General features: G+C 66.8%; 34 protein-coding genes. 1 reads left to right on the top strand and 33 read right to left on the bottom strand.

Going from position 1 to position 20,974, the window contains the following annotated elements; translation table 11 throughout:
- Positions 1 to 142 precede the first annotated feature (142 nt).
- From rpsI to ACFRIC_RS31935, 3 genes are all read right to left on the bottom strand, one after another.
- The gene (gene rpsI / locus ACFRIC_RS31945; protein WP_037626952.1) at positions 143 to 664 is read right to left on the bottom strand and encodes a 30S ribosomal protein S9; all 522 of its coding nucleotides are present in this window, start codon (positions 662 to 664) and stop codon (positions 143 to 145) included.
- 42 nt (positions 665 to 706) lie between these two features.
- Positions 707 to 1,150, bottom strand: a complete 444-nt coding sequence (gene rplM / locus ACFRIC_RS31940; RefSeq protein WP_037626954.1) for a 50S ribosomal protein L13 — start codon at positions 1,148 to 1,150, stop codon at positions 707 to 709.
- A 223-nt stretch (positions 1,151 to 1,373) separates the two neighbouring features.
- The gene (locus ACFRIC_RS31935) at positions 1,374 to 2,570 is read right to left on the bottom strand and encodes a glycosyltransferase family 87 protein (RefSeq protein ID WP_382792995.1); all 1,197 of its coding nucleotides are present in this window, start codon (positions 2,568 to 2,570) and stop codon (positions 1,374 to 1,376) included.
- 74 nt (positions 2,571 to 2,644) lie between these two features.
- Between ACFRIC_RS31935 and ACFRIC_RS31930 the strand changes: the two genes are divergently transcribed.
- A complete protein-coding gene (locus ACFRIC_RS31930; RefSeq protein ID WP_382792992.1) occupies positions 2,645 to 3,532 on the top strand; it encodes a hypothetical protein in 888 nt (295 codons plus the stop codon).
- A gap of 126 nt (positions 3,533 to 3,658) precedes the next feature.
- Here the strand turns inward: ACFRIC_RS31930 and truA are convergent, their stop codons facing one another.
- The 30 genes from truA to rplC all read right to left on the bottom strand — a co-directional run bounded on the left by truA (position 3,659) and on the right by rplC (position 20,963).
- Positions 3,659 to 4,525 carry a tRNA pseudouridine(38-40) synthase TruA gene (gene truA, locus ACFRIC_RS31925; protein ID WP_382792989.1) on the bottom strand — a complete coding sequence of 289 codons (867 nt, stop codon included), beginning with the start codon at positions 4,523 to 4,525 and terminating at the stop codon, positions 3,659 to 3,661.
- Positions 4,526 to 4,617: 92 nt separating this feature from the next.
- Positions 4,618 to 5,115, bottom strand: coding sequence for a 50S ribosomal protein L17 (rplQ, locus tag ACFRIC_RS31920; protein ID WP_361676678.1), 498 nt, complete (start codon positions 5,113 to 5,115; stop codon positions 4,618 to 4,620).
- A gap of 240 nt (positions 5,116 to 5,355) precedes the next feature.
- Positions 5,356 to 6,378 carry a DNA-directed RNA polymerase subunit alpha gene (locus ACFRIC_RS31915; protein ID WP_003966937.1) on the bottom strand — a complete coding sequence of 341 codons (1,023 nt, stop codon included), beginning with the start codon at positions 6,376 to 6,378 and terminating at the stop codon, positions 5,356 to 5,358.
- 178 nt (positions 6,379 to 6,556) lie between these two features.
- Positions 6,557 to 6,961 carry a 30S ribosomal protein S11 gene (gene rpsK / locus ACFRIC_RS31910; RefSeq protein ID WP_003956432.1) on the bottom strand — a complete coding sequence of 135 codons (405 nt, stop codon included), beginning with the start codon at positions 6,959 to 6,961 and terminating at the stop codon, positions 6,557 to 6,559.
- Positions 6,962 to 7,030: 69 nt separating this feature from the next.
- Positions 7,031 to 7,411 carry a 30S ribosomal protein S13 gene (rpsM, locus tag ACFRIC_RS31905; RefSeq protein ID WP_060901485.1) on the bottom strand — a complete coding sequence of 127 codons (381 nt, stop codon included), beginning with the start codon at positions 7,409 to 7,411 and terminating at the stop codon, positions 7,031 to 7,033.
- A gap of 217 nt (positions 7,412 to 7,628) precedes the next feature.
- Complete coding sequence (rpmJ, locus tag ACFRIC_RS31900) at positions 7,629 to 7,742, bottom strand: 50S ribosomal protein L36 (RefSeq protein ID WP_003998809.1); 114 nt, start codon at positions 7,740 to 7,742, stop codon at positions 7,629 to 7,631.
- 68 nt (positions 7,743 to 7,810) lie between these two features.
- Entirely contained in the window at positions 7,811 to 8,032 is a 222-nt protein-coding gene (gene infA / locus ACFRIC_RS31895) for a translation initiation factor IF-1 (protein ID WP_003948620.1), read from the bottom strand.
- Positions 8,033 to 8,257: 225 nt separating this feature from the next.
- Entirely contained in the window at positions 8,258 to 9,097 is an 840-nt protein-coding gene (gene map / locus ACFRIC_RS31890; protein ID WP_382792985.1) for a type I methionyl aminopeptidase, read from the bottom strand.
- Between the two features lie 217 nt (positions 9,098 to 9,314).
- The gene (locus ACFRIC_RS31885; protein ID WP_382792982.1) at positions 9,315 to 9,971 is read right to left on the bottom strand and encodes an adenylate kinase; all 657 of its coding nucleotides are present in this window, start codon (positions 9,969 to 9,971) and stop codon (positions 9,315 to 9,317) included.
- The gene (gene secY, locus ACFRIC_RS31880) at positions 9,971 to 11,284 is read right to left on the bottom strand and encodes a preprotein translocase subunit SecY (RefSeq protein WP_382792979.1); all 1,314 of its coding nucleotides are present in this window, start codon (positions 11,282 to 11,284) and stop codon (positions 9,971 to 9,973) included. The genes ACFRIC_RS31885 and secY overlap by 1 nt, the downstream gene beginning before the upstream one ends.
- A 244-nt stretch (positions 11,285 to 11,528) precedes the next feature.
- A complete protein-coding gene (gene rplO / locus ACFRIC_RS31875) occupies positions 11,529 to 11,984 on the bottom strand; it encodes a 50S ribosomal protein L15 (RefSeq protein WP_003974249.1) in 456 nt (151 codons plus the stop codon).
- 3 nt (positions 11,985 to 11,987) lie between these two features.
- Positions 11,988 to 12,170 carry a 50S ribosomal protein L30 gene (gene rpmD / locus ACFRIC_RS31870; protein WP_055553514.1) on the bottom strand — a complete coding sequence of 61 codons (183 nt, stop codon included), beginning with the start codon at positions 12,168 to 12,170 and terminating at the stop codon, positions 11,988 to 11,990.
- Complete coding sequence (rpsE, locus tag ACFRIC_RS31865) at positions 12,170 to 12,775, bottom strand: 30S ribosomal protein S5 (RefSeq protein WP_006376045.1); 606 nt, start codon at positions 12,773 to 12,775, stop codon at positions 12,170 to 12,172. The genes rpmD and rpsE overlap by 1 nt, the downstream gene beginning before the upstream one ends.
- A gap of 38 nt (positions 12,776 to 12,813) precedes the next feature.
- Positions 12,814 to 13,197, bottom strand: a complete 384-nt coding sequence (gene rplR, locus ACFRIC_RS31860; RefSeq protein WP_037626978.1) for a 50S ribosomal protein L18 — start codon at positions 13,195 to 13,197, stop codon at positions 12,814 to 12,816.
- A gap of 3 nt (positions 13,198 to 13,200) precedes the next feature.
- Complete coding sequence (gene rplF / locus ACFRIC_RS31855; RefSeq protein WP_361676696.1) at positions 13,201 to 13,740, bottom strand: 50S ribosomal protein L6; 540 nt, start codon at positions 13,738 to 13,740, stop codon at positions 13,201 to 13,203.
- Positions 13,741 to 13,764: 24 nt separating this feature from the next.
- Positions 13,765 to 14,163, bottom strand: coding sequence for a 30S ribosomal protein S8 (rpsH, locus tag ACFRIC_RS31850; protein WP_010986352.1), 399 nt, complete (start codon positions 14,161 to 14,163; stop codon positions 13,765 to 13,767).
- Positions 14,164 to 14,374: 211 nt separating this feature from the next.
- Entirely contained in the window at positions 14,375 to 14,560 is a 186-nt protein-coding gene (locus tag ACFRIC_RS31845) for a type Z 30S ribosomal protein S14 (protein ID WP_003948630.1), read from the bottom strand.
- Positions 14,561 to 14,565: 5 nt separating this feature from the next.
- Positions 14,566 to 15,123 carry a 50S ribosomal protein L5 gene (gene rplE / locus ACFRIC_RS31840; RefSeq protein ID WP_037626984.1) on the bottom strand — a complete coding sequence of 186 codons (558 nt, stop codon included), beginning with the start codon at positions 15,121 to 15,123 and terminating at the stop codon, positions 14,566 to 14,568.
- The gene (gene rplX / locus ACFRIC_RS31835) at positions 15,123 to 15,446 is read right to left on the bottom strand and encodes a 50S ribosomal protein L24 (protein WP_328449240.1); all 324 of its coding nucleotides are present in this window, start codon (positions 15,444 to 15,446) and stop codon (positions 15,123 to 15,125) included. Before rplX ends, rplE begins: the two co-directional genes overlap by 1 nt.
- Positions 15,447 to 15,448: 2 nt before the next feature.
- Positions 15,449 to 15,817 carry a 50S ribosomal protein L14 gene (gene rplN, locus ACFRIC_RS31830; RefSeq protein ID WP_003998823.1) on the bottom strand — a complete coding sequence of 123 codons (369 nt, stop codon included), beginning with the start codon at positions 15,815 to 15,817 and terminating at the stop codon, positions 15,449 to 15,451.
- Between the two features lie 100 nt (positions 15,818 to 15,917).
- Positions 15,918 to 16,202 carry a 30S ribosomal protein S17 gene (gene rpsQ / locus ACFRIC_RS31825; RefSeq protein WP_037626988.1) on the bottom strand — a complete coding sequence of 95 codons (285 nt, stop codon included), beginning with the start codon at positions 16,200 to 16,202 and terminating at the stop codon, positions 15,918 to 15,920.
- Positions 16,202 to 16,426, bottom strand: coding sequence for a 50S ribosomal protein L29 (gene rpmC, locus ACFRIC_RS31820; protein WP_003998824.1), 225 nt, complete (start codon positions 16,424 to 16,426; stop codon positions 16,202 to 16,204). The genes rpsQ and rpmC overlap by 1 nt, the downstream gene beginning before the upstream one ends.
- Entirely contained in the window at positions 16,426 to 16,845 is a 420-nt protein-coding gene (gene rplP / locus ACFRIC_RS31815) for a 50S ribosomal protein L16 (RefSeq protein WP_004927269.1), read from the bottom strand. Before rplP ends, rpmC begins: the two co-directional genes overlap by 1 nt.
- A 5-nt stretch (positions 16,846 to 16,850) precedes the next feature.
- A complete protein-coding gene (gene rpsC, locus ACFRIC_RS31810; RefSeq protein ID WP_037747976.1) occupies positions 16,851 to 17,681 on the bottom strand; it encodes a 30S ribosomal protein S3 in 831 nt (276 codons plus the stop codon).
- The gene (gene rplV, locus ACFRIC_RS31805; protein ID WP_019329637.1) at positions 17,681 to 18,028 is read right to left on the bottom strand and encodes a 50S ribosomal protein L22; all 348 of its coding nucleotides are present in this window, start codon (positions 18,026 to 18,028) and stop codon (positions 17,681 to 17,683) included. Before rplV ends, rpsC begins: the two co-directional genes overlap by 1 nt.
- A 42-nt stretch (positions 18,029 to 18,070) precedes the next feature.
- Complete coding sequence (gene rpsS / locus ACFRIC_RS31800) at positions 18,071 to 18,352, bottom strand: 30S ribosomal protein S19 (RefSeq protein ID WP_015035577.1); 282 nt, start codon at positions 18,350 to 18,352, stop codon at positions 18,071 to 18,073.
- A gap of 12 nt (positions 18,353 to 18,364) precedes the next feature.
- Positions 18,365 to 19,201, bottom strand: coding sequence for a 50S ribosomal protein L2 (gene rplB / locus ACFRIC_RS31795; protein ID WP_020132633.1), 837 nt, complete (start codon positions 19,199 to 19,201; stop codon positions 18,365 to 18,367).
- 39 nt (positions 19,202 to 19,240) lie between these two features.
- Complete coding sequence (gene rplW / locus ACFRIC_RS31790) at positions 19,241 to 19,657, bottom strand: 50S ribosomal protein L23 (protein ID WP_103549184.1); 417 nt, start codon at positions 19,655 to 19,657, stop codon at positions 19,241 to 19,243.
- Complete coding sequence (gene rplD, locus ACFRIC_RS31785; RefSeq protein WP_103549183.1) at positions 19,657 to 20,313, bottom strand: 50S ribosomal protein L4; 657 nt, start codon at positions 20,311 to 20,313, stop codon at positions 19,657 to 19,659. The genes rplW and rplD overlap by 1 nt, the downstream gene beginning before the upstream one ends.
- A 5-nt stretch (positions 20,314 to 20,318) precedes the next feature.
- On the bottom strand, positions 20,319 to 20,963 hold the full coding sequence (gene rplC / locus ACFRIC_RS31780) for a 50S ribosomal protein L3 (RefSeq protein WP_020135811.1): 645 nt from the start codon (positions 20,961 to 20,963) through the stop codon (positions 20,319 to 20,321).
- Between the last annotated feature and the right edge of the window lie 11 nt (positions 20,964 to 20,974).

The raw sequence follows: 20,974 nt of genomic DNA, 5'->3' as shown, positions 1-20,974 counted from the left end.
CATCCGATCACATGAGCCTTTGAGCACCTTGTGCCGTTATACGCCCAAGCACTGTGATAAACGAACGCCCCGGCAGCACGGTGACGTGCCGCCGGGGCGTTCGGAGCTACGCGTGGTGACGCGCAGAAGCAAGCAGCGGAGATTAACGCTTGCTGTACTGCGGGGCCTTGCGGGCCTTCTTGAGACCGGCCTTCTTGCGCTCGACCGCACGGTCGTCGCGCTTGAGGAAGCCGGCCTTCTTGAGGGCGCCGCGGTTGTTGTCCACGTCGGCCTCGTTCAGCGCACGGGCCACGCCGAGGCGCAGGGCACCGGCCTGACCGGAGACACCGCCACCCGAGATGCGGGCGATGACGTCGTAGCGGTTGTCGAGCTCGAGCACCTTGAAGGGCTCGTTGACTTCCTGCTGGTGCACCTTGTTGGGGAAGTAGTCCTCAAGGGTGCGGCCGTTGATCTTCCACTTGCCGGTGCCCGGGACGATCCGGACGCGGGCGATGGCGTTCTTGCGACGGCCAAGGCCGGCCGCGGGCTGCGGGTCGCCGAAGCGGCCCGCGAGCGACTCCGAGGTGTACTCGCCCTCGACGGGGACCTCGGACTCGGTGGTGTAGTTCTCGATGTCGACGAGCTCAGTCTCTTCGACCGGCTGCTCAACGGTGGTCTCGGCCACGATTCTCCTCAGATTCTTTTTCGTCTTAGGGGGTGGCCGGAACTACTGCGCGACCTGGGTGATCTCGAACGGGACCGGCTGCTGAGCAGCGTGCGGGTGGTTCTCGCCCGCGTAGACCTTCAGCTTCGAGAGCACCTGACGGCCCAGGGTGTTCTTGGGGACCATGCCCCGGATGGCCTTCTCGACGGCCTTCTCGGGGTTCTTCGCCAGCAGCTCGTCGTAACGGACGGAGCGCAGACCACCCGGGTAACCGGAGTGGCGGTACGCCAGCTTCTGGGTCTTCTTGTTGCCGGAGAGGTGCACCTTGTCCGCGTTGATGATGATGACGAAGTCACCAGCGTCGACGTGGGGGGCGTAGATCGGCTTGTGCTTGCCCCGCAGGATGTTCGCGGCAGTGGTCGCCAGACGGCCCAGGACGACATCCTGGGCGTCGATGACGTACCACTGGCGAGTGATGTCGCCGGGCTTGGGGCTGTACGTACGCACGGTCGTAGCCTTCGCTTCTTCAGTGAGTGGGTCCTGACATGGCCACCACGGACGATCACGACAGCCCTGACCGCACTGCGGTGACGCATACCGCGTGCTGGTCGCTGGTCATCGGCCCCGGTGGACCGGTGTAAGGGCCCCTCACGTGAGAATGAGCAAGCCAATACACATAACGAACTGCAAGCTTACCCGCGGTGGCCCGGAAGGGTCAAAACGCGGGTACTCACACCCTCGTGGCCCGTCGTCCTCGTCGCTGGGCGACGAAGTGGTCCGGACCGGCGAGCGGCAGGTGACGGCGGCGCGGGAGCGCCACCGATGCAGTCATCACACACAGGGTAAAGCAGTCCCGGAAGGAACGCCGGGTCACCGCTTCCAGCCAGGGCCAGTCCGCGCCGGGCACCTGCGGCACCAGCGCCAGCCAGAACCAGGGCTCACGGGCCGCCGCGCCGGGGTACGGCAGCCCCGCGAGCAGCGACGGCACCACGACCAGCAGATAGTGGTCGTAGGAGGGCCGGGACACCAGGAACGCCGAGAGCATCAGCAGCACCGCGGTCTCCGTGAGCCGCAGGGGCCCCGGGACACCGCGCGACCAGCGGCGGTACGCGGCCAGGACGCCGGCGCCCGCCGCCGCGCAGGCGAGCGCGACCGCCACCGGGGAGGGCACCCCCAGCCGCGGCAGCACGGCCGCCGGAGAGGCCTCGTAGAGGCGGACGAAGTCGTCGTGGCCGCTCAGCAGGAACGGCAGGGTCCGTGTGACGAACGCCGCAGGATCGGGCATCAGCAGCGCCGCCCCGCCGGACGCGAGGGCGGGGACCAGAACCGTCGCGGCCAGCCCCCTCCAGCGGCGCGCGAAGAGGAACAGGAGCGCCAGGGGCGCGAGCAGCGGCTTGAGGGCGAGGGTCGCGCCGATGACCACTCCGGCCCACCCCCACCGCTCCCGCGCCGCAAGGAGCAGGGCGAGCGGCAGCGCCGCCGCGGCGATCACGGTCCAGTTGCCGAGCGCGACCAGGTGCCCGAAGGGCGCGAACCCCAGCGCGAGCCCGGCCGGTCCGAGAACCCCGAGGCGGCTGCGCCAGGGGACGCCGTGGACGCGCAGCGCGCACGCCCAGCCCGTCAGCAGCAGAGCCGTCACCGTGAGCGGGACCAGCAGCCGCGTCGCGGCCGCCGGGAGCAGCGTCTGCGGCACCGCCGCGAGCACCGCGCCCGGGAGATAGAGGAAGTGCCGGTCGGCGTACGGCGAACCGCCGTCCAGCCAGGTCCGCGCCGCCCGGACGACGATGGCGTTGTCCATCCCGCCGTCGGAGGTGTGCAGCGCGACGGCCACGACGTGCGCGCACAGCACCGCTCCCGAGGCAGCCCACGCGTGCCAGGAGGCCCTACGCACCAACCACCCGGAGATGTCACTTTTGCCCTTGCGCATTCAGATCACGCTAGGGGCTCAAGTGCCCGGTGGAGCTGACCGGCACCCCCCAACCCCCGTCTAAGATGCGGCGCATGAGTTATGGGCAAGGTGGGCAGGGGCAGCCCCCGTGGGACCCCTGGAAGCCGGGTTCTCAGCAGGCGCCCCAGTGGAACAACCAGCGTTCCGGCGGGAATCCCGACTGGGCCGCCATGGCGGAGGCTTCCGAAACGCGCAACAAGCGCCGCAAAGTGCTGTTCATCGTGGGCGGGGCGCTGGCCACCGTCGCGGTCGGAGCTGCCGTGGCCATGGCCGTCGCCAACGCGAACGGCGACAACGCGGCCGCCAACCAGCCGTCCAAACTGCCCGCCACCGCGGACATCCCCGGCGCCACGACACCGCAGCCGTCCTTCGAACCGACCTCGGCTCCGCCGCCGCTGGATCCGAAGGAGTTCATATCCAGCGCGAAGAAGGACACCGCGCCGCTGAGCCCGGACATCCTCTTCCCCGGCACGCAGCTCACCATGGGCAACCGCGTGTACCGCAAGGGTCCGACGGCCGACACGAAGAACTGCGTCTCGGCCGCGAAGGGCACCCTGCCGCCGGTCCTGACCAAGGACGGCTGCACCCGCTTCATGCGGGTCAGCTACGTCAAGGACGGCGTGGCGGTCACGGTCGGCGTCGCGGTCTTCGACACCGAGGCCCAGGCGACCAAGGCGAAGGCCGACGCGGACAGCAAGAGCATCATCGCCTCGCTGCCCGGCAACGGCATCAAGGCGTTCTGTGACGCGGCCGTCTGCCGTTCGACCACCAACGCCTACGGGCGTTACGCCTACTTCACCCTCGCCGGCTTCACCGACGGCAAGGACGTGACGACGAAGGACACCGCGGTGTTCACGACCGGCGACGACCTCGCCGAGTTCGCGTTCCGTCAGATCAGCCGCCGGGGCCAGGCCCAGGCGTCGGCCGCGGCCGCGCGGTAGCGGTTCCGGGCGCGGCGGCCGCCGGACAGCGGCCGCCGCCCCACCCTCCCCCGGGCTTCCGCCCACTACGGTTGACGCGCGGTCAGGCGCGCAGGCCCCGTGCGGACCCGCGCCGGTGACCGGGCGTCAGCAGGACTCGCACCCCGCCGCACCGGGCAACGTCCGCTTGTTGCGGGCCTCCTTGTTTCGCGCGGCCAGCAACTCGTCGGCGGGGTAGCCGACTTCCTCCAGCGTCAGCCCGTGCGGCCGTACGACGTGAACGGCCGAGTCCCGTACACCGGCGGCGAGGACCTTGCCCGGCCAGTCGGGCCCGCGGTGCCCGTCCCCCACGAACAGCAGGGCCCCGATCAGCGACCGCACCATGTTGTGGCAGAAGGCGTCGGCCCGCACGGTGGCGGTGATGACCCCGTCCTCGCCCCGTACCAGGCTCAGTTGCTGGAGGGTACGGATGGTCGTCGCGCCCTCTCGCTTCTTGCAGTACGCGGCGAAGTCGTGCTCCCCCAGCAGCCGTTCGGCGGCCTGGTTCATGGCCTGGACGTCCAACGGCCAGTCGTGCCACAGGACATGACTGCGCAACAGCGGGTCGACACCGCCGGGTTCGTCGGTCACGCGGTAGGCGTAGCGCCGCCAGATCGCCGAGAAACGCGCGTTGAAGCCGGGGGGCGCCTCGGTGAGCGACCACACCCGCACGTCCTTGGGCAGCCGTCCTGCGAGCCGCTTCAGCAGCTTCTCCCGGTGCTCGGCCCACAGTTCCCCGGGCAGGTCGACATGGGCCACCTGGCCGCGCGCGTGCACCCCGGCGTCCGTCCGTCCGGCCACCGTCAGCTCGTACGTGGTGTCCTTCGTCCGCGTCACCGTCCGCAGCGCGTCCTCGATCTCGCCCTGCACGGTCCTGCGTCCGCCGGCCTGCTTGGCCCACCCGGAGAACTCGGTCCCGTCGTACGACAGATCCAACCGCACCCGGACGAACCCGGGCTCCGCTTCGTCACTCACACCTAGATCCTCTCAAGCCCGGGTTCCTCCCCGGGAACGCGAAAGCGGGCCCGCCCCGAAAGGGACGGACCCGCTCACAGCAAGGCAGTGCCTCAGGCGTCCTTCGACTCCTCGGCGGGAGCCTCGACGGCGTCCTCGGCCTTGGTGTCCTCGACCTTGGCCGGGGCCTCGGTCTCCTTGGCGGCACGCTTGGTCGCAGCCTCGGCCTCACCGGTGGCCTGCTGGGCCACGGTCAGGGCCTCCACCAGCTCGATGACAGCCATGGGCGCGTTGTCGCCACGGCGGTTACCGATCTTGGTGATACGGGTGTAGCCACCCGGGCGGTTCTCGTAGCGCGGGCCGATCTCGGTGAAGAGCGTGTGCACGATGCTCTTGTCCGTGATCACCGAGAGCACCTGACGGCGGTTGTGAAGGTCACCCTTCTTCGCCTTGGTGACCAGACGCTCCGCGTAGGGACGCAGGCGACGGGCCTTGGCCTCGGTGGTGGTGATGCGGCCGTGCTCGAAGAGCGACTTCGCGAGGTTCGCGAGGAGCAGCTTCTCGTGCGCGGCGCTGCCGCCCAGACGGGCACCCTTGGTGGGCTTCGGCATGGTGTTTCTCCTAGGTGTCTGCCCCGGCCGTATCAGGTACCGAGGTCAGTGTCCGAGCGGGCGATTACCCGTCGAAGATCCGGCACTTTTCAGCGCCGGAGGTACCGAGCCCCGTAAGGGGCGCGGGACGGAGTCGACATGCGACTCCGTCGCGGGTGCGCGACCAGCCACAGCCGGCCGGCAGCCGGGATCAAACCCGGCGGGACCGCCGCCCGAAGACGCCTGCCCCGCCGGAGGCGATCAGTACTGCTCGGTCTCGACGAAGCCGGCGTCCGCGTCGTCGTCGGCGCCGAAGGCGTCGGCGGCGGCGGTCGGGTCGAATCCGGGCGGGCTGTCCTTGAGGGCCAGGCCCATGCCGGCCAGCTTCGCCTTGACCTCGTCGATGGACTTCGCACCGAAGTTGCGGATGTCCAGGAGGTCGGCCTCGGAGCGGGCGACGAGCTCACCCACGGAGTGGATGCCCTCACGCTTGAGGCAGTTGTACGAGCGGACCGTGAGCTCCAGCTCCTCGATCGGCAGCGCGAGATCGGCGGCGAGGGCGGCGTCCGTGGGGGACGGGCCCATGTCGATGCCCTCGGCGTCGATGTTGAGCTCGCGGGCCAGACCGAACAGCTCGACCAGGGTCTTACCGGCCGACGCCATGGCGTCACGGGGACGCATGGCCTGCTTGGTCTCGACGTCGACGATCAGCTTGTCGAAGTCGGTGCGCTGCTCGACACGGGTCGCCTCGACCTTGTACGTGACCTTCAGCACCGGCGAGTAGATCGAGTCGACCGGGATGCGCCCGATCTCCTGACCGACCTGCTTGTTCTGAACGGCGGAGACGTAGCCGCGACCGCGCTCGACGGTCAGCTCCATCTCCAGCTTGCCCTTGCCGTTGAGCGTGGCGAGGACGAGGTCGGGGTTGTGGACCTCGACACCGGCCGGGGGCGCGATGTCGGCGGCGGTGACCAGACCCGGGCCCTGCTTGCGCAGGTACATCACGACGGGCTCGTCGTGCTCCGAGGAGACGACGAGCTGCTTGATGTTGAGGATCAGGTCGGTGACGTCCTCCTTGACGCCCGGCACGGTGGTGAACTCGTGCAGGACACCGTCGATGCGGATGCTGGTGACAGCAGCGCCGGGGATCGACGAGAGGAGGGTGCGGCGCAGGGAGTTGCCGAGGGTGTAGCCGAAGCCCGGCTCCAGCGGCTCGATCACGAACCGGGAGCGGAATTCGTCGACGACCTCTTCGGTCAACGAGGGGCGCTGAGCGATCAGCATGTGGTGATCAGATCCTTCATTCGTGGACGCCCGCTATTTGACGTCCGCCAAAACCGAGCCTCCGAAGAGACCGGGTACAGCAAGGGTACGGGCGATACGGCCCTTTTACGGAGCCGTACCGCCCGAAAACCTCTAACCAGCACAGGGCCGTCGAGATCGACGGCCGAGCGGCCGTGCGTCAGACGCGGCGGCGCTTCGGCGGACGGCAGCCGTTGTGCGGGGTGGGGGTGACGTCCTGGATCGAGCCGACCTCGAGGCCGGTGGCCTGGAGGGAGCGGATCGCGGTCTCGCGACCGGAGCCCGGGCCCTTCACGAAGACGTCAACCTTGCGCATGCCGTGCTCCTGCGCGCGACGGGCGGCCGACTCGGCGGCCATCTGCGCGGCGAAGGGGGTGGACTTGCGCGAGCCCTTGAAGCCGACGTGGCCGGCGGAGGCCCAGGAGATCACGTTGCCCGAGGGGTCCGTGATCGAGACGATCGTGTTGTTGAACGTGCTCTTGATGTGAGCGTGCCCGTGAGCGACGTTCTTCTTTTCCTTGCGGCGCACCTTCTTGGCGGCGCCCTGACGACCCTTGGGGGGCATCTGTTTCTCCTACGGGGAGGTGGTCGGTCCTACAGCGAAGACCGCTGATGAAGCGTTGTCCGCTGAGGACTACTTCTTGCCCGGCTTCTTCTTGCCGGCGATGGCGCGACGCGGGCCCTTGCGGGTACGAGCGTTCGTGCTGGTGCGCTGACCGTGGACGGGCAGGCCACGACGGTGGCGCAGACCCTGGTAGCAACCGATCTCCACCTTGCGGCGGATGTCGGCCTGAATCTCGCGACGGAGGTCACCCTCGGTCTTGATGTTGGCGTCCACGTACTCGCGGATCTTGACCAGCTCCTCCTCGGAGAGGTCACGAACGCGCGTGTTGGGGTTCACGCCAGTCTCGGCCAGCGTCTGCTGGGAAAGGGTCCGGCCGATGCCGAACACGTAGGTGAGGGCGACCTCCACACGCTTTTCGCGCGGGATGTCAACACCGGAAACGCGTGCCATTCAATGGCTCCAGTTGTCGTTCGGAGGTCTTCCGCAGAACCGGATCCCGCCCGCCGTCGTCCTCTGATCCAGGGATCGAGGAGTCGGTACGAACCGGGTCCCCGGCCTCCGACCGGGGGTGTCAGGCCTGATGAGACTCAGCCCTGGATCCTGCGTATGAACATGTACTGCTTGCGTCGCGCGAAGTATCTGCGGGTGCAGAAGGTGCGGTCGTGCGTCAGCCCTGGCGCTGCTTGTGGCGCGGGTTTTCGCAGATGACCATGACCCGACCGTGACGGCGGATCACCCTGCACTTGTCGCAGATCTTCTTGACGCTCGGCTTGACCTTCATTAGGTGAGGTTCTCCGGGTCAGTGCCACCCCCCGTGCCCCGGAACGGGAACACGGAGCAAGGCAAGATCTACTTGTAGCGGTAGACGATCCGGCCGCGCGTCAGGTCGTACGGAGACAACTCCACCACGACCCGGTCGTCAGGGAGGATGCGGATGTAGTGCATGCGCATCTTGCCGCTGATGTGCGCCAGGACCTGGTGGCCGTTCTGGAGCTCCACCTTGAACATCGCGTTCGGAAGAGACTCAACGACAGTGCCCTCGATCTCGATGGCACCTTGCTTCTTGGCCACGCTTTGCCCTTCGAATCGACTACCTTGATCGACTTCGTGCGAGCGCATGGAGACATGCGGGTGCACGAGAGCCGACGAGTCAGTCTACGTCAGGGCTCCCGGAAAGACGAATTCGTCGCTGTCCTCCCCGCCACTCATGACGATGCCCCACCCTTCGGCGCGATATGCGCCAAGGGGCGGGGCTGACCGATTCACGGTCGGCGAAGAAGGAGAGCGCCCGGCGTTTCAGCCCGCGAGGGGATCGGGCGCCGCCGTGATCCCGTACTCGGCGAGCTTCGCCCGGCCGCAGTCGGGAGCCGTGAGGACGAGCGGTCCGTCCTCCGTGAGCGCCACGGAGTGCTCCCAGTGCGAGGACCAGGTCCCGTCCGTGGTGATCACGGTCCAGTCGTCCTCCAGCACCTCGGTCCGCGGGGTGCCGAGCGACACCATCGGCTCGATCGCCAGGCACAGACCGGGCACCAGCTTCGGACCCTTGCCGCGCTTGCGCTCGACGTAGTTCAGCAGGTGCGGGTCCATGTGCATCTCGGTGCCGATGCCGTGGCCGCCGTAGTCCTCGACGATGCCGTACTTGCCGCCGCCCGGCTTGGGCTGGCGGCGGATGTAGGTCTCGATCGCCCGGGAGATGTCGACCAGGCGGTTGCCCACCTTCATCGCCGCGATGCCCGCCCACATCGACTCCTCGGTCACCCGGGAGAGCTCGATGAGCTCCGGGGCGTGACCGGAGCCGACGAAGGCCGTGAACGCGGCGTCGCCGTGCCAGCCGTCGACGATCGCGCCGGCGTCGATGGAGATGATGTCGCCGTCCTTCAGGACGGTCTTGTCGTCCGGGATGCCGTGGACGACGACCTCGTTGGCCGAGGTGCAGATCGTCGCCGGGAAGCCGCCGTATCCGAGGAAGTTCGACTTGGCGCCGTGCTCGTCCAGCACCTTGCGCGCGACCTCGTCCAGGTCCCGGGTGGTCGCGCCGGGAACCGCCGCCTCACGCGTGGCCGCATGGATGGCCGCGACGACCAGCCCCGCCTCACGCATCTTGGCGATCTGCTCGGGGGTCTTGATCTGCACCATGGTGGCTGCGGCCTTTCTGGACCGGAAAACGGACTACTCCAACGATACGGGGGACTCGACCCACCCCGCCCGGGGTCCAGGGACCCCGACCCGCGCAGGACCTTCGCCCCGCCCGCCTCGCACGTCGGCCGCGGCACCCGGTGAGGGTGCCGCGGCCGATGCGACGTACATCTTCATGCTCCCCGCGGCACGCGCACCGCGGAGCGGACCGCGGGGACTAGGCGTCCTCGCGGGCCAGCGCCTCCATGGAGCGCGCCGTGACGTCCTCCACCTTGCCGAGCGCCGGGATCGTGACGACCAGGCCCTGGGCCATGTAGTAGTCGATGATCGGCTCGGTCTGCGTGTGGTAGACCTCCAGCCGCGTACGGACGGTCTCCTCGGAGTCGTCGTCACGCTGGTACAGCTCGCCGCCGCAGACGTCACAGACGCCTTCCTGCTTCGGCGCCTTGTACGACACGTGGAAGACGTGCGAGGAGTCGTTGCGGCAGATGCGACGGCCCGCGATACGGCGGACCACCTCGTCCTCGGGGACCTCCAGGTCCAGCACCGCGTCCAGCTTCATGCCCTCGGTGTCCAGCATCTCGTCCAGCGCCTCAGCCTGCGAGACGTTGCGCGGGAAGCCGTCGAGAAGGAAGCCGCTCTCCGCGTCCGGCTGCTCCATGCGGTCCTTGGCCATGGCGATGGTGACCTCGTCCGGTACCAGTTCGCCCTTGTCCATGTAGGACTTCGCCAGCTTGCCGAGCTCCGTCTGCTGAGAGATGTTGGCGCGGAACAGGTCGCCCGTTGAGATGTGCGGGATCGCCAGATTCTTGGCGAGGAACGCGGCCTGCGTTCCCTTCCCGGCACCGGGCGGCCCGACGAGGACGATTCGCATCAGCGGAGGAACCCTTCGTAATTGCGCTGCTGAAGCTGACTCTCGATCTGCTTCACCGTCTCCAGGCCCACACCCACGATGATGAGGATGCTGGTGCCACCGAACGGGAAGTTCTGGTTTGCCCCGAAACCAACCAACGCCACCGTCGGCACGAGAGCGATCAGCCCCAGATACAGCGAACCCGGCCAGGTGATCCGGTTGAGTACGTAGCTCAGGTACTCAGCGGTCGGCCGGCCAGCCCGGATGCCCGGGATGAAGCCACCATACTTCTTCATGTTGTCGGCGACTTCCTCGGGGTTGAACGAGATCGCCACGTAGAAGAACGCGAAGAACACGATCAGAAGGAAGTACAAGGTGATGTAAATCGGGTGGTCACCCTTGGTCAGGTTGTTCGTGACCCAGGTTTTCCACTCCGAGTTCCCCTTGGAGAACTGCGCGATCAGGCTCGGAATGTAGAGCAGCGACGACGCGAAGATGACAGGAATCACACCTGCCTGGTTGACCTTCAGCGGAATGTAGGTCGAGGTGCCGCCGTAGGAACGGCGACCGATCATGCGCTTCGCGTACTGGACGGGAATCCTGCGCTGAGCCTGCTCGACGAAGACCACCAGACCGACCATGCACAGACCCACGGCGATGACGGTGCCGAACTCGATCCAGCCACCGGCCAGCTTGCCCTGGATCTTGACGGTCCACAGCGCGCTCGGGAAGGTCGCGGCGATCGAGATGAACATCAGGATCGACATGCCGTTGCCGATGCCGCGGTCGGTGATGAGCTCACCGAGCCACATGACGACGCAGGTACCGGCGGTCATCGTGACGACCATCGTGATCGTGGTGAAGATCGACTGGTCCGGCACGATCTGCGAGGCCACGGGGCAGCCGGAGAAGAGCGCGCCGCTGCGGGCGGTGGCCACCAGGCCCGTGCCCTGCAGGATGGCGAGCGCGACCGTCAGATAGCGGGTGTACTGCGTGATCTTCGCCGTGCCGGCCGAGCCCTCCTTCTTGAGGGCTTCGAGTCGCGGGATCACCACGGTGAGGAGCTGGAGAATGATGCTCGCCGTGATGTACGGCATGATCCCGAGCGCGAAGATCGTGATCTGGAGCAGCGCGCCGCCGCTGAACATGTTGATCAGGCTGAACAGCCCGCGGTTCGAGTCGGCCACGTCCATACACGTCTGGACGTTCTTGTAGTCCACGCCGGGGATCGGGATGTGGGTACCGACCCGGTAGACCACGATGATGCCGAGCGTGAAGAGCAGCTTCTTGCGCAGGTCGGGCGTCCTGAACGCCCGGGCGAACGCGGTGAGCACGGTGCCTCCTGCGACCCCCGCGCTACTGCGTCTGAGGGTGACGGTCTTGAGGTTCGACGGATGACTGACAGCTAACCAACAGTCAAAGACCGCCCGGAGTTCCCGTGAGGCACGCCGGACGAAAATTAACAGTGCAGGCCACCTTACCGGCGACACTGCCCCCCTTGGAACGACCAACCGGGGATGCCCCTTTTGTGGGCATCCCCGGTCGGGATCGTTCAGGTCATCGAGACGCCTGTTGAAATCAGACGAGCTCGGTGACGGTACCGCCGGCGGCGGTGATCTTCTCCTTGGCGGAGCCGGAGACGGCGTCGACCGTCACCTGCAGCGCCACGGAGATCTCGCCCTGGCCGAGGACCTTGACGAGGCTGTTCTTGCGAACGGCACCCTTGGCGACGAGACCCTCGACGGTGACCTCGCCACCCTCCGGGTACAGCGCGGCCAGCTTGTCGAGGTTCACGACCTGGAACTCGGTCTTGAACGGGTTCTTGAAGCCCTTCAGCTTCGGGAGACGCATGTGGAGGGGCATCTGCCCGCCCTCGAAGCGCTCCGGAACCTGGTAGCGGGCCTTCGTGCCCTTGGTACCACGACCGGCCGTCTTACCCTTCGACGCCTCACCACGACCGACACGGGTCTTGGCGGTCTTGGCGCCCGGGGCGGGACGGAGGTTGTGGATCTTGAGCGGGTTGTTCTCCGCCATGATCTAGTCGACCTCCTCGACCGTCACGAGGTGGCGGACGGTGTGAACCATTCCGCGGAACTCGGGGCGGTCCTCCTTGACGACCTGCGTGTTGATCCCCTTGAGACCAAGGGAGCGCAGGGTGTCGCGGTGGTTCTGCTTGCTGCCGATGTACGACTTCGTCTGCGTGACCTTGAGGCGAGCCATTACGCACCCGCCCCTGCACGCGCACGAAGGAGAGCCGCGGGGGCGACGTCCTCGAGGGGCAGACCACGGCGAGCCGCGATCTCCTCGGGACGCTGCAGGCCCTTGAGGGCCGCCACGGTCGCGTGCACGATGTTGATCGCGTTCGAAGAACCGAGCGACTTCGACAGGATGTCGTGAACGCCGGCGCACTCGAGCACTGCACGCACGGGACCACCGGCGATAACGCCGGTACCGGGGGAAGCAGGCTTGAGCAGGACGACGCCCGCGGCCTTCTCGCCCGTGATCGGGTGCGGGATGGTGCCCTGGATGCGGGGGACCTTGAAGAAGTGCTTCTTGGCCTCTTCAACACCCTTGGCGATCGCGGCCGGCACCTCCTTGGCCTTGCCGTAACCGACACCGACGGTGCCGTCACCATCGCCTACCACGACGAGCGCGGTGAAGCTGAAGCGACGACCACCCTTCACAACCTTGGCGACGCGGTTGATCGCGACAACGCGCTCAACGTACGCGGTCTTCTCGGCGGCAGCAGCGCCGCCGTCACGGCCCTTCCGGTCCCGCCGCTCGCCGCCACCGGCACCGCTTCCACGGCGCTGGGGTCCAGCCATTGGATTACCTCTCTCTTTCCGCTAGCTACGGAAGCGGCTCAGAACTTGAGCCCGGCTTCGCGGGCGGCGTCCGCCAGGGCGGCGATGCGCCCGGCGTACTGGTTTCCACCACGGTCGAACACGACAGCCTCGACACCGGCGGCCTTGGCGCGCTCGGCGACCAGGGCGCCGACCGACTTGGCCTGCGTGGACTTGTCGCCCTCGCCACCACGGATCGTGGTGTCCAGGGTCGACGCCGACGCGAGGGTGTGACCCTTAACGTCGTCGATGACCTGGGCCACGATGTGGCGGTTGGAGCGCGTCACGACCAGGCGCGGACGCTCAGCCGTACCCGAGATGTGCTTACGGATGCGGATGTGACGACGCTTGATGGCAGCACGCTTGTAAGCGTCGCCCTTAGCAATCTTGACACCGTATGCCATGGCTTACTTACCCGCCTTTCCGACCTTGCGGCGGATGACTTCGCCTTCGTACTTGACGCCCTTGGCCTTGTACGGGTCGGGCTTGCGCAGCTTGCGGATGTTGGCCGCAACCTCGCCGACCTTCTGCTTGTCGATACCCTCGACCGAGAAACGGGTGGGGGCTTCCACCTTGAAGGTGATGCCCTCGGGGGCCTCGACAGTGATCGAGTGGCTGTAACCGAGCGAGAACTCCAGGTTGGAGCCCTTCGCCAGGACGCGGTAACCGACACCGCTGATCTCGAGCTTCTTCACGTAACCCTCGGTCACGCCGGTGATCATGTTCGCCACCAGCGTGCGGGACAGGCCGTGGAGGGCCTTGTTCTGACGCTCGTCGTTGGGGCGGGTGACGTTCAGAACGCCGTCCTCACCCTTGGCGATCTCGATCGGCGCCACGACAGTGTGGGTCAGCGAGCCCTTGGGGCCCTTGACCGAGACCGTCTGGCCGTCGATGGTGACGTCCACGCCGGCGGGAACCGTGATGGGGAGCTTGCCAATACGCGACATAGCTGTTTCCTCCGTTCCCTTCCGCTACCAGACGTAGGCGAGGACTTCTCCGCCTACGCCCTTCTTGCCGGCCTGCTTGTCGGTCAGGAGCCCGTGCGACGTGGAGATGATCGCCACGCCGAGGCCGCCCAGAACCTTGGGCAGGTTGGTGGACTTCGCGTAAACCCGGAGACCGGGCTTGGAGATCCGCTTGATGCCCGCGATGGAGCGCTCACGGTTCGGGCCGAACTTCAGCTCGAGAACGAGGTTCTTGCCGACCTCGGCGTCCTCGACCTTCCAGCCCGTGATGAAGCCCTCCTGCTGGAGGATCTCCGCGATGTGCGACTTGATCTTGCTGTGCGGCATACCCACGGTGTCGTGGTACGCCGAGTTCGCGTTACGCAGACGCGTAAGCATGTCTGCGATCGGATCAGTCATGGTCATGAATTGGCCTTCGGCCTCTCTCGCCGGGGTTTCCTGTATGCGCCATCCCTCTCCCCACTCATGGGCGGGACGGGTGCGGTGCGGGGACCTACGGCGTAGTAAGTCGTGTGGGCGTCAGGCGCCCAACCCTCCTAGCCTAAGCCATGGAGAGCTGGGCACCCGACAGAGCCCATTGCTTACCGAGAGCCCTGGAATCCCAGAATTGCGGGGATTACCAGGAGCTCTTGGTCACGCCCGGCAGCTCGCCACGGTGAGCCATCTCACGAAGGCAGACGCGGCACAGGCCGAACTTGCGGTACACGGAGTGCGGACGACCGCAGCGCTGGCAGCGCGTGTAGCCACGCACACCGAACTTGGGCTTACGAGCAGCCTTGGCAATCAGAGCCTTCTTCGCCATCTCGCTTACGCCTCCTTGAAGGGGAAGCCGAGGTGACGGAGAAGGGCGCGGCCCTCAGCGTCGTTGGTCGCCGTGGTCACCACGGTGATGTCCATGCCCCGGGTACGGTCGATCTTGTCCTGGTCGATCTCGTGGAACATGACCTGCTCCGTGAGACCGAAGGTGTAGTTGCCACGGCCGTCGAACTGCTTGGGGGACAGACCACGGAAGTCGCGGATGCGCGGGAGCGCGAGCGACAGGGTGCGGTCCAGGAACTCCCACATGCGGTCGCCACGGAGCGTGACGTGGGCACCGATCGGCTGACCCTCACGCAGCTTGAACTGCGCGATGGACTTGCGGGCCTTGGTGATGGCCGGCTTCTGACCGGTGATCGTGGTGAGGTCACGGACGGCACCGTCCATGAGCTTCGAGTCACGGGCGGCGTCGCCGACACCCATGTTGACCACGATCTTGACGAGGCCCGGCGTCTGCATGACGTTCTCGTAGGAGAACTCTTCCTGCAGCTTCGCCGCGATCTCCTCGCGGTACTTCGTCTTGAGACGCGGAGTGGTGGTGGTAGCCATCAGATGTCCTCACCCGTCCGCTTGGCAACGCGGATCTTGTTGCCCTCTTCGTCGAAGCGGTAACCGACGCGCGTGACGACCTTGTTGCCGTCCTTCTCAACGACCAGCTGGACGTTGGAGACGTGGACGGGCGCCTCGGTCGTGACGATGCCACCGGCCTGCGAGCCCTTGGCGGTCGGACCGGCCTTCGTGTGCTTCTTGACCCGGTTGACACCCTCGACCAGGACGCGCTCGTCGCGCGGGTAAGCGGCAATGACCTTGCCCTGCTTGCCCTTGTCCTTACCGGTGATGACCTGAACCAGGTCGCCCTTCTTGATCTTCATGCTTACAGCACCTCCGGCGCGAGCGAGATGATCTTCATGAACTTCTTCTCGCGCAGCTCACGGCCGACGGGGCCGAAGATACGGGTGCCGCGAGGGTCGCCGTCGTTCTTCAGAATGACGGCGGCGTTCTCGTCGAAGCGGATGTACGAGCCGTCCGGACGGCGGCGCTCCTTGACGGTGCGAACGATGACGGCCTTGACGACGTCACCCTTCTTCACGTTGCCGCCGGGGATCGCGTCCTTGACGGTGGCGACGATCACGTCACCGATGCCCGCGTAGCGGCGACCGGAGCCACCGAGCACACGGATGCAAAGGATTTCCTTCGCACCAGTGTTGTCGGCGACACGCAGTCGCGACTCCTGCTGGATCACGTCTATCTCCTGATTGTCTGCCGGTTCCCGGGGCGGGGCCGTCTAGGACGGTCCCGCCCCGAGCCTGGCGGAACGAACCTGAGGGAAACCCCTCAGGTAATTACTTGGCCTTCTCGAGGATCTCGACGATGCGCCAGCGCTTCGTCGAGGACAGCGGCCGGGTCTCCATGAGGAGGACGCGGTCGCCGACGCCGGCGGCGTTCTGCTCGTCGTGGGCCTTGAGCTTGCTCGTACGGCGGATGACCTTGCCGTACAGGGCGTGCTTCACACGGTCCTCGACAGCGACGACGACGGTCTTGTCCATCTTGTCGCTGACGACCAGACCCTCACGGGTCTTGCGGAAGCCGCGGTCGGTCTTCTGCTCAGTCACGTTGCTCTCGCTCATCAGGCGCTCTCCACCGTCTCGATGCCCAGCTCGCGCTCACGCATCAGGGTGTAGATCCGCGCGATGTCCTTGCGGACGGCCTTGAGCCGACCGTGGTTCTCGAGCTGACCGGTCGCCGCCTGGAAGCGGAGGTTGAACAGCTCTTCCTTGGCTTCGCGGAGCTTCGCGAGAAGCTCCTCGTCACCCAGTTCGCGCAGCTCGGACGCCTTGGTACCGGCCGACATCACGCTTCACCTGCCTCGCGCTTGACGATCCGGCACTTCATCGGCAGCTTGTGGGCTGCGCGAGTGAGGGCCTCACGGGCGATCTTCTCGTTGGGGTAGGACAGTTCGAACATGACCCGGCCCGGGTGCACGTTCGCGATCCACCACTCCGGCGAACCCTTACCGGAACCCATGCGGGTCTCGGCAGGCTTCTTCGTGAGCGGGCGGTCCGGGTAGATGTTGATCCAGACCTTGCCGCCACGCTTGATGTGGCGGGTCATCGCGATACGCGCGGCCTCGATCTGGCGGTTCGTGACGTACGCCGGCGTGAGGGCCTGAATGCCGTACTCGCCGAACGCAACAGTCGTGCCGCCCTTGGCCTGACCACGGCGCTTCGGGTGGTGCTGCTTGCGGTGCTTGACCCTACGGGGGATCAGCATGTCGGTCAGGCCTCCGTTCCGGTGCTCTCAGCCGGAGCGGCAGCCGGAGCCTCGGCCTTGGGGGCCTCGGCAGCGGGAGCCTGCTGCGGCTTACGACCGCGACCGCCACGCTCGCCACCGCGGCCACCACGGCCGGCCGGGCGGTCAGCGCCGCCACGGGCCGGGCGGTTGCCGGCGCGGGCAGCGGCGTTCTCGGCGCGAACCTCGGCGATGTTCTTGACGTCGCCCTTGTAGATCCAGACCTTCACGCCGATGCGGCCGAAGGTCGTCTTGGCCTCGAAGAAGCCGTAGTCCACGTTCGCGCGGAGCGTGTGCAGGGGCACACGGCCCTCGCGGTAGAACTCCGAGCGGGACATCTCGGCGCCGCCGAGGCGGCCACCGCACTGGATCTTGATGCCCTTGGCGCCGGCCTTCATCGCCGACTGCATGCTCTTACGCATGGCGCGACGGAAGGAGACGCGGGAGGAGAGCTGCTCGGCAACGGCCTGGGCAACGAGCTGAGCGTCGGTCTCGGGGTTCTTGACCTCGAGGATGTTCAGCTGGACCTGCTTGCCCGTGAGCTTCTCGAGGTCACCGCGGATGCGGTCGGCCTCGGCGCCACGGCGGCCGATGACGATGCCGGGACGCGCGGTGTGGATGTCCACACGCACACGGTCACGGGTGCGCTCGATCTCAACCTTCGAGATGCCGGCGCGCTCCATGCCGGACGTCATCATCCGACGGATGGCGACGTCTTCCTTGACGTAGTCCTTGTACAGCTTGTCGGCGTACCAGCGGGACTTGAAGTCCGTGGTGATGCCGAGCCGGAACCCATGCGGGTTAACCTTCTGGCCCATTACCGGGTTCCTTCCTTGCTGCTGACGACCACGGTGATGTGGCTGGTCCGCTTGCGGATCCGGTAGGCACGGCCCTGGGCGCGCGGACGGAACCGCTTCAGGGTCGGACCCTCGTCGACGTACGCCTCGGAGATGTAGAGGCTGTCGGCGTCGGTGTGGTCGTAGTTGTGCGCGGCGTTGGCAATGGCGCTGTCAAGCACCTTGCCGACCGGCACGCTCGCGGCCTGCGGGGCGAAACGCAGGACCGCCTGAGCCTCCGTGGCATCCATGCCACGGATAAGGTCCACCACGCGGCGGGCCTTCATGGGCGTGACGCGGATGTACCGCGCCTGGGCCCTGGCTTCCATGGTTGTCCTTCCAGTGTCTGTCATGGTCATTCCACCCCGCTACTAGCGGCGCTTCGACTTCCGGTCGTCCTTCACGTGACCCCGGAAGGTGCGCGTCGGCGAGAACTCGCCGAGCTTGTGGCCGACCATCGACTCGGTGACAAACACCGGAATGTGGGTCTTGCCGTTGTGCACCGCGATCGTGTGGCCGAGCATGGCCGGGATGATCATCGAGCGACGGGACCAGGTCTTGATGACGTTCTTGGTACCGGCTTCGTTCTGAGCGTCCACCTTCTTTACAAGGTGTCCGTCGACGAAGGGTCCCTTCTTGAGACTGCGCGGCATCTAAACCCGCTCCTAGCGCTTCTTGTTCGTCTTGCGGCGGCGGACGATGTACTTGTTCGAAGCCTTCTTCGGCGAACGAGTACGACCCTCCTTCTGACCCCACGGCGAGACCGGGTGGCGACCACCGGAGGTCTTGCCCTCACCACCACCGTGCGGGTGGTCAACCGGGTTCATCGCCACACCGCGGACGGTCGGGCGAACGCCCAGCCAGCGCTTACGGCCGGCCTTACCCCAGTTGATGTTGCTCTGCTCGGCGTTGCCGACCTCGCCGACCGTGGCGCGGCAGCGCTGGTCGACCAGGCGGATCTCACCGGAGGGCATGCGGAGGTGGGCCATGGTGCCCTCCTTCGCGAGCAGCTGCACCGAGGCACCGGCGGAGCGGGCGAACTTGGCACCGCCACCGGGACGGATCTCGATCGCGTGGATCGTGGTACCGACCGGGATGTTGCGGAGCGCCAGGTTGTTGCCCGGCTTGATGTCGGCCCCGGGACCGTTCTCGACGCGGTCACCCTGCGACAGGTTGCGGGGGGCGAGGATGTAGCGCTTCTCGCCGTCCGCGTAGTGCAGCAGCGCGATGCGCGCGGTGCGGTTGGGGTCGTACTCGATGTGCGCGACCTTCGCCGGCACGCCGTCCTTGTCGTGACGACGGAAGTCGATCACTCGGTAGGCGCGCTTGTGTCCGCCACCCTGGTGGCGAACGGTCACACGACCGGCGTTGTTACGGCCGCCCTTGCTGTGCAGCGGGCGGACCAGCGACTTCTCCGGCGTGGACCGCGTGACCTCGACGAAGTCGGCGACGCTGGAGCCACGACGGCCCGGCGTAGTCGGCTTGTACTTGCGGATTCCCATTTCTCAGTCCTCGTCCGATATTCGGACCAGGGCGCTCCGTTAGGAGGCCTGGCCGAAGATGTCGATACGGTCGCCCTCAGCGAGGGTCACGATCGCGCGCTTGCTGTCAGCACGCTTGCCGAAGCCCGTCTTGGTCCGCTTGCGCTTGCCCTGACGGTTGATCGTGTTGACCCCGGTGACCTTGACCGAGAAGACCGCCTGGACGGCCTGCTTGATCTGGGTCTTGTTGGCCCGCGGGTCCACGACGAAGGTGTACTTGCCCTCGTCGAGCAGCGCGTAGCTCTTCTCCGAGACGACCGGCTTGAGGAGGACGTCACGGGGGTCCGTGAAGCTCTTGCTCAGCGGGGTCTCGACGGTGTTCTTGCCTTCGGCCTCGTGGCGCTTCGCCTTGGCGATGCGCGCGACCTTCTTGGCCTTGGCGGCCTTCGAGGCGATGCTCGGGTGACGCGTAGCCATCAGGCTTCGCTCCCTTCGGTGTCAGCGGCCTGGGGGCCAGACACGAAGGACTCGAAAGCGGCCTGGGTGAAGACCACGTCGTCCGAGACGAGAACGTCGTACGTGTTGAGCTGGCCCGGCTCCAGGATGTGGACCTGGGGCAGGTTGCGCGCGGAGAGCAGCGCGGCCTCGTCGGAGCGCTCGATGACCAGGAGCACGTTCTTGCGCTCGCTGACCTTGCCGAGGAAGCTCTTCGCGGCCTTGGTGGAGGGGGTCTCGCCCTCGATCACGCCGGTGATGACGTGGATGCGAGCGTTGCGGGCCCGGTCGGTGAGGGCGTGGCGCAGGGCCGCGGCCTTCATCTTCTTCGGGGTCCGCTGCGAGTAGTCACGCGGGGTGGGGCCGTGGACGACGCCACCGCCGGCGAACTGCGGCGCACGGGTCGAACCCTGGCGCGCGCGGCCGGTGCCCTTCTGGCGGTAAGGCTTCTTACCGCCACCGCGGACCTCGCCACGACGCTTGACCTTGTGCGTGCCCTGACGGGCGGCGGCAAGCTGCGCGACGACGACCTGGTGAAGCAGCGGAATGCTGATCTTCTCGACGTCGAAGATCTCGGCCGGGAGCTCGACGGTCCCGGCGTTGTCGCCGGAGGGCGACAGAATGTCAATGGTGGTCATAGTCCTCAGGCCCCCTTGGCCGCGGTGCGGACCAGGACGAGGCCGCCGTTCGGACCAGGAACCGCGCCCTTGATGAGGAGCAGGCCCTTCTCCGCGTCAACGGCGTGAACGGTCAGGTTCTGGGTGGTGACCCGCTCGTTGCCCATGCGACCCGCCATGCGGAGGCCCTTGAACACACGACCCGGGGTGGCGCAGCCACCGATGGAGCCGGGGGAGCGGTGCTTGCGCTGGGTGCCGTGTCCGGCGCCGAGGCCCTTGAAGTTGTGACGCTTCATGACACCGGCGAAGCCCTTGCCCTTGCTCTTGCCGGTCACGTCCACCTTGATGCCGGCCTCGAACACCTCAGCGGTGATCTCCTGGCCGAGGGTGTACTCGCTGGCGTCAGCGGTACGGATCTCGACGAGGTGGCGGCGGGGAGTGACGTCGGCCTTCGCGAAGTGGCCCTTGAGGGGCTTGTTCACCTTGCGCGGGTCGATCTCGCCGAACGCGATCTGGACGGACTCGTAGCCGTCGACGTCGTTCGTACGAACCTGGGTCACGACGTTCGGGCCGGCCTTGACGACGGTGACGGGAACAACACGGTTGTTCTCGTCCCACACCTGCGTCATGCCGAGCTTCTCGCCGAGGATGCCCTTGATCTGCTTAGCCATTCTCTGACTCA

This window comes from Streptomyces sp. NPDC056738 (assembly GCF_042790435.1).
In the GTDB taxonomy this organism is placed as follows: domain Bacteria; phylum Actinomycetota; class Actinomycetes; order Streptomycetales; family Streptomycetaceae; genus Streptomyces.
This window is presented reverse-complemented; position numbering and strand designations above follow the sequence as displayed.

Bases quoted from the DNA above. Each gene is read 5' to 3' on its own strand.
- ACFRIC_RS31935 (WP_382792995.1), bottom strand. From the start codon at position 2,570: ATGCGCAAGGGCAAAAGTGACATCTCCGGGTGGTTGGTGCGTAGGGCC.
- ACFRIC_RS31930 (WP_382792992.1), top strand. From the start codon at position 2,645: ATGAGTTATGGGCAAGGTGGGCAGGGGCAGCCCCCGTGGGACCCCTGG.
- rplQ (WP_361676678.1), bottom strand. From the start codon at position 5,115: ATGCCGAAGCCCACCAAGGGTGCCCGTCTGGGCGGCAGCGCCGCGCAC.
- ACFRIC_RS31915 (WP_003966937.1), bottom strand. From the start codon at position 6,378: ATGCTGATCGCTCAGCGCCCCTCGTTGACCGAAGAGGTCGTCGACGAA.
- rpsK (WP_003956432.1), bottom strand. From the start codon at position 6,961: ATGCCCCCCAAGGGTCGTCAGGGCGCCGCCAAGAAGGTGCGCCGCAAG.
- rpsM (WP_060901485.1), bottom strand. From the start codon at position 7,411: ATGGCACGCGTTTCCGGTGTTGACATCCCGCGCGAAAAGCGTGTGGAG.
- rpmJ (WP_003998809.1), bottom strand. From the start codon at position 7,742: ATGAAGGTCAAGCCGAGCGTCAAGAAGATCTGCGACAAGTGCAGGGTG.
- map (WP_382792985.1), bottom strand. From the start codon at position 9,097: ATGGTGCAGATCAAGACCCCCGAGCAGATCGCCAAGATGCGTGAGGCG.
- ACFRIC_RS31885 (WP_382792982.1), bottom strand. From the start codon at position 9,971: ATGCGAATCGTCCTCGTCGGGCCGCCCGGTGCCGGGAAGGGAACGCAG.
- rplO (WP_003974249.1), bottom strand. From the start codon at position 11,984: ATGGCGGAGAACAACCCGCTCAAGATCCACAACCTCCGTCCCGCCCCG.
- rpmD (WP_055553514.1), bottom strand. From the start codon at position 12,170: ATGGCTCGCCTCAAGGTCACGCAGACGAAGTCGTACATCGGCAGCAAG.
- rpsE (WP_006376045.1), bottom strand. From the start codon at position 12,775: ATGGCTGGACCCCAGCGCCGTGGAAGCGGTGCCGGTGGCGGCGAGCGG.
- rplR (WP_037626978.1), bottom strand. From the start codon at position 13,197: ATGGCATACGGTGTCAAGATTGCTAAGGGCGACGCTTACAAGCGTGCT.
- rplF (WP_361676696.1), bottom strand. From the start codon at position 13,740: ATGTCGCGTATTGGCAAGCTCCCCATCACGGTTCCCGCCGGCGTGGAC.
- rpsH (WP_010986352.1), bottom strand. From the start codon at position 14,163: ATGACCATGACTGATCCGATCGCAGACATGCTTACGCGTCTGCGTAAC.
- ACFRIC_RS31845 (WP_003948630.1), bottom strand. From the start codon at position 14,560: ATGGCGAAGAAGGCTCTGATTGCCAAGGCTGCTCGTAAGCCCAAGTTC.
- rplE (WP_037626984.1), bottom strand. From the start codon at position 15,123: ATGGCTACCACCACCACTCCGCGTCTCAAGACGAAGTACCGCGAGGAG.
- rplX (WP_328449240.1), bottom strand. From the start codon at position 15,446: ATGAAGATCAAGAAGGGCGACCTGGTTCAGGTCATCACCGGTAAGGAC.
- rpsQ (WP_037626988.1), bottom strand. From the start codon at position 16,202: ATGAGCGAGAGCAACGTGACTGAGCAGAAGACCGACCGCGGCTTCCGC.
- rpmC (WP_003998824.1), bottom strand. From the start codon at position 16,426: ATGTCGGCCGGTACCAAGGCGTCCGAGCTGCGCGAACTGGGTGACGAG.
- rplP (WP_004927269.1), bottom strand. From the start codon at position 16,845: ATGCTGATCCCCCGTAGGGTCAAGCACCGCAAGCAGCACCACCCGAAG.
- rpsC (WP_037747976.1), bottom strand. From the start codon at position 17,681: ATGGGCCAGAAGGTTAACCCGCATGGGTTCCGGCTCGGCATCACCACG.
- rplV (WP_019329637.1), bottom strand. From the start codon at position 18,028: ATGGAAGCCAGGGCCCAGGCGCGGTACATCCGCGTCACGCCCATGAAG.
- rpsS (WP_015035577.1), bottom strand. From the start codon at position 18,352: ATGCCGCGCAGTCTCAAGAAGGGACCCTTCGTCGACGGACACCTTGTA.
- rplB (WP_020132633.1), bottom strand. From the start codon at position 19,201: ATGGGAATCCGCAAGTACAAGCCGACTACGCCGGGCCGTCGTGGCTCC.
- rplW (WP_103549184.1), bottom strand. From the start codon at position 19,657: ATGGCTACGCGTCACCCGAGCATCGCCTCGAAGGCCGCCAAGGCCAAG.
- rplD (WP_103549183.1), bottom strand. From the start codon at position 20,313: ATGACCACCATTGACATTCTGTCGCCCTCCGGCGACAACGCCGGGACC.
- rplC (WP_020135811.1), bottom strand. From the start codon at position 20,963: ATGGCTAAGCAGATCAAGGGCATCCTCGGCGAGAAGCTCGGCATGACG.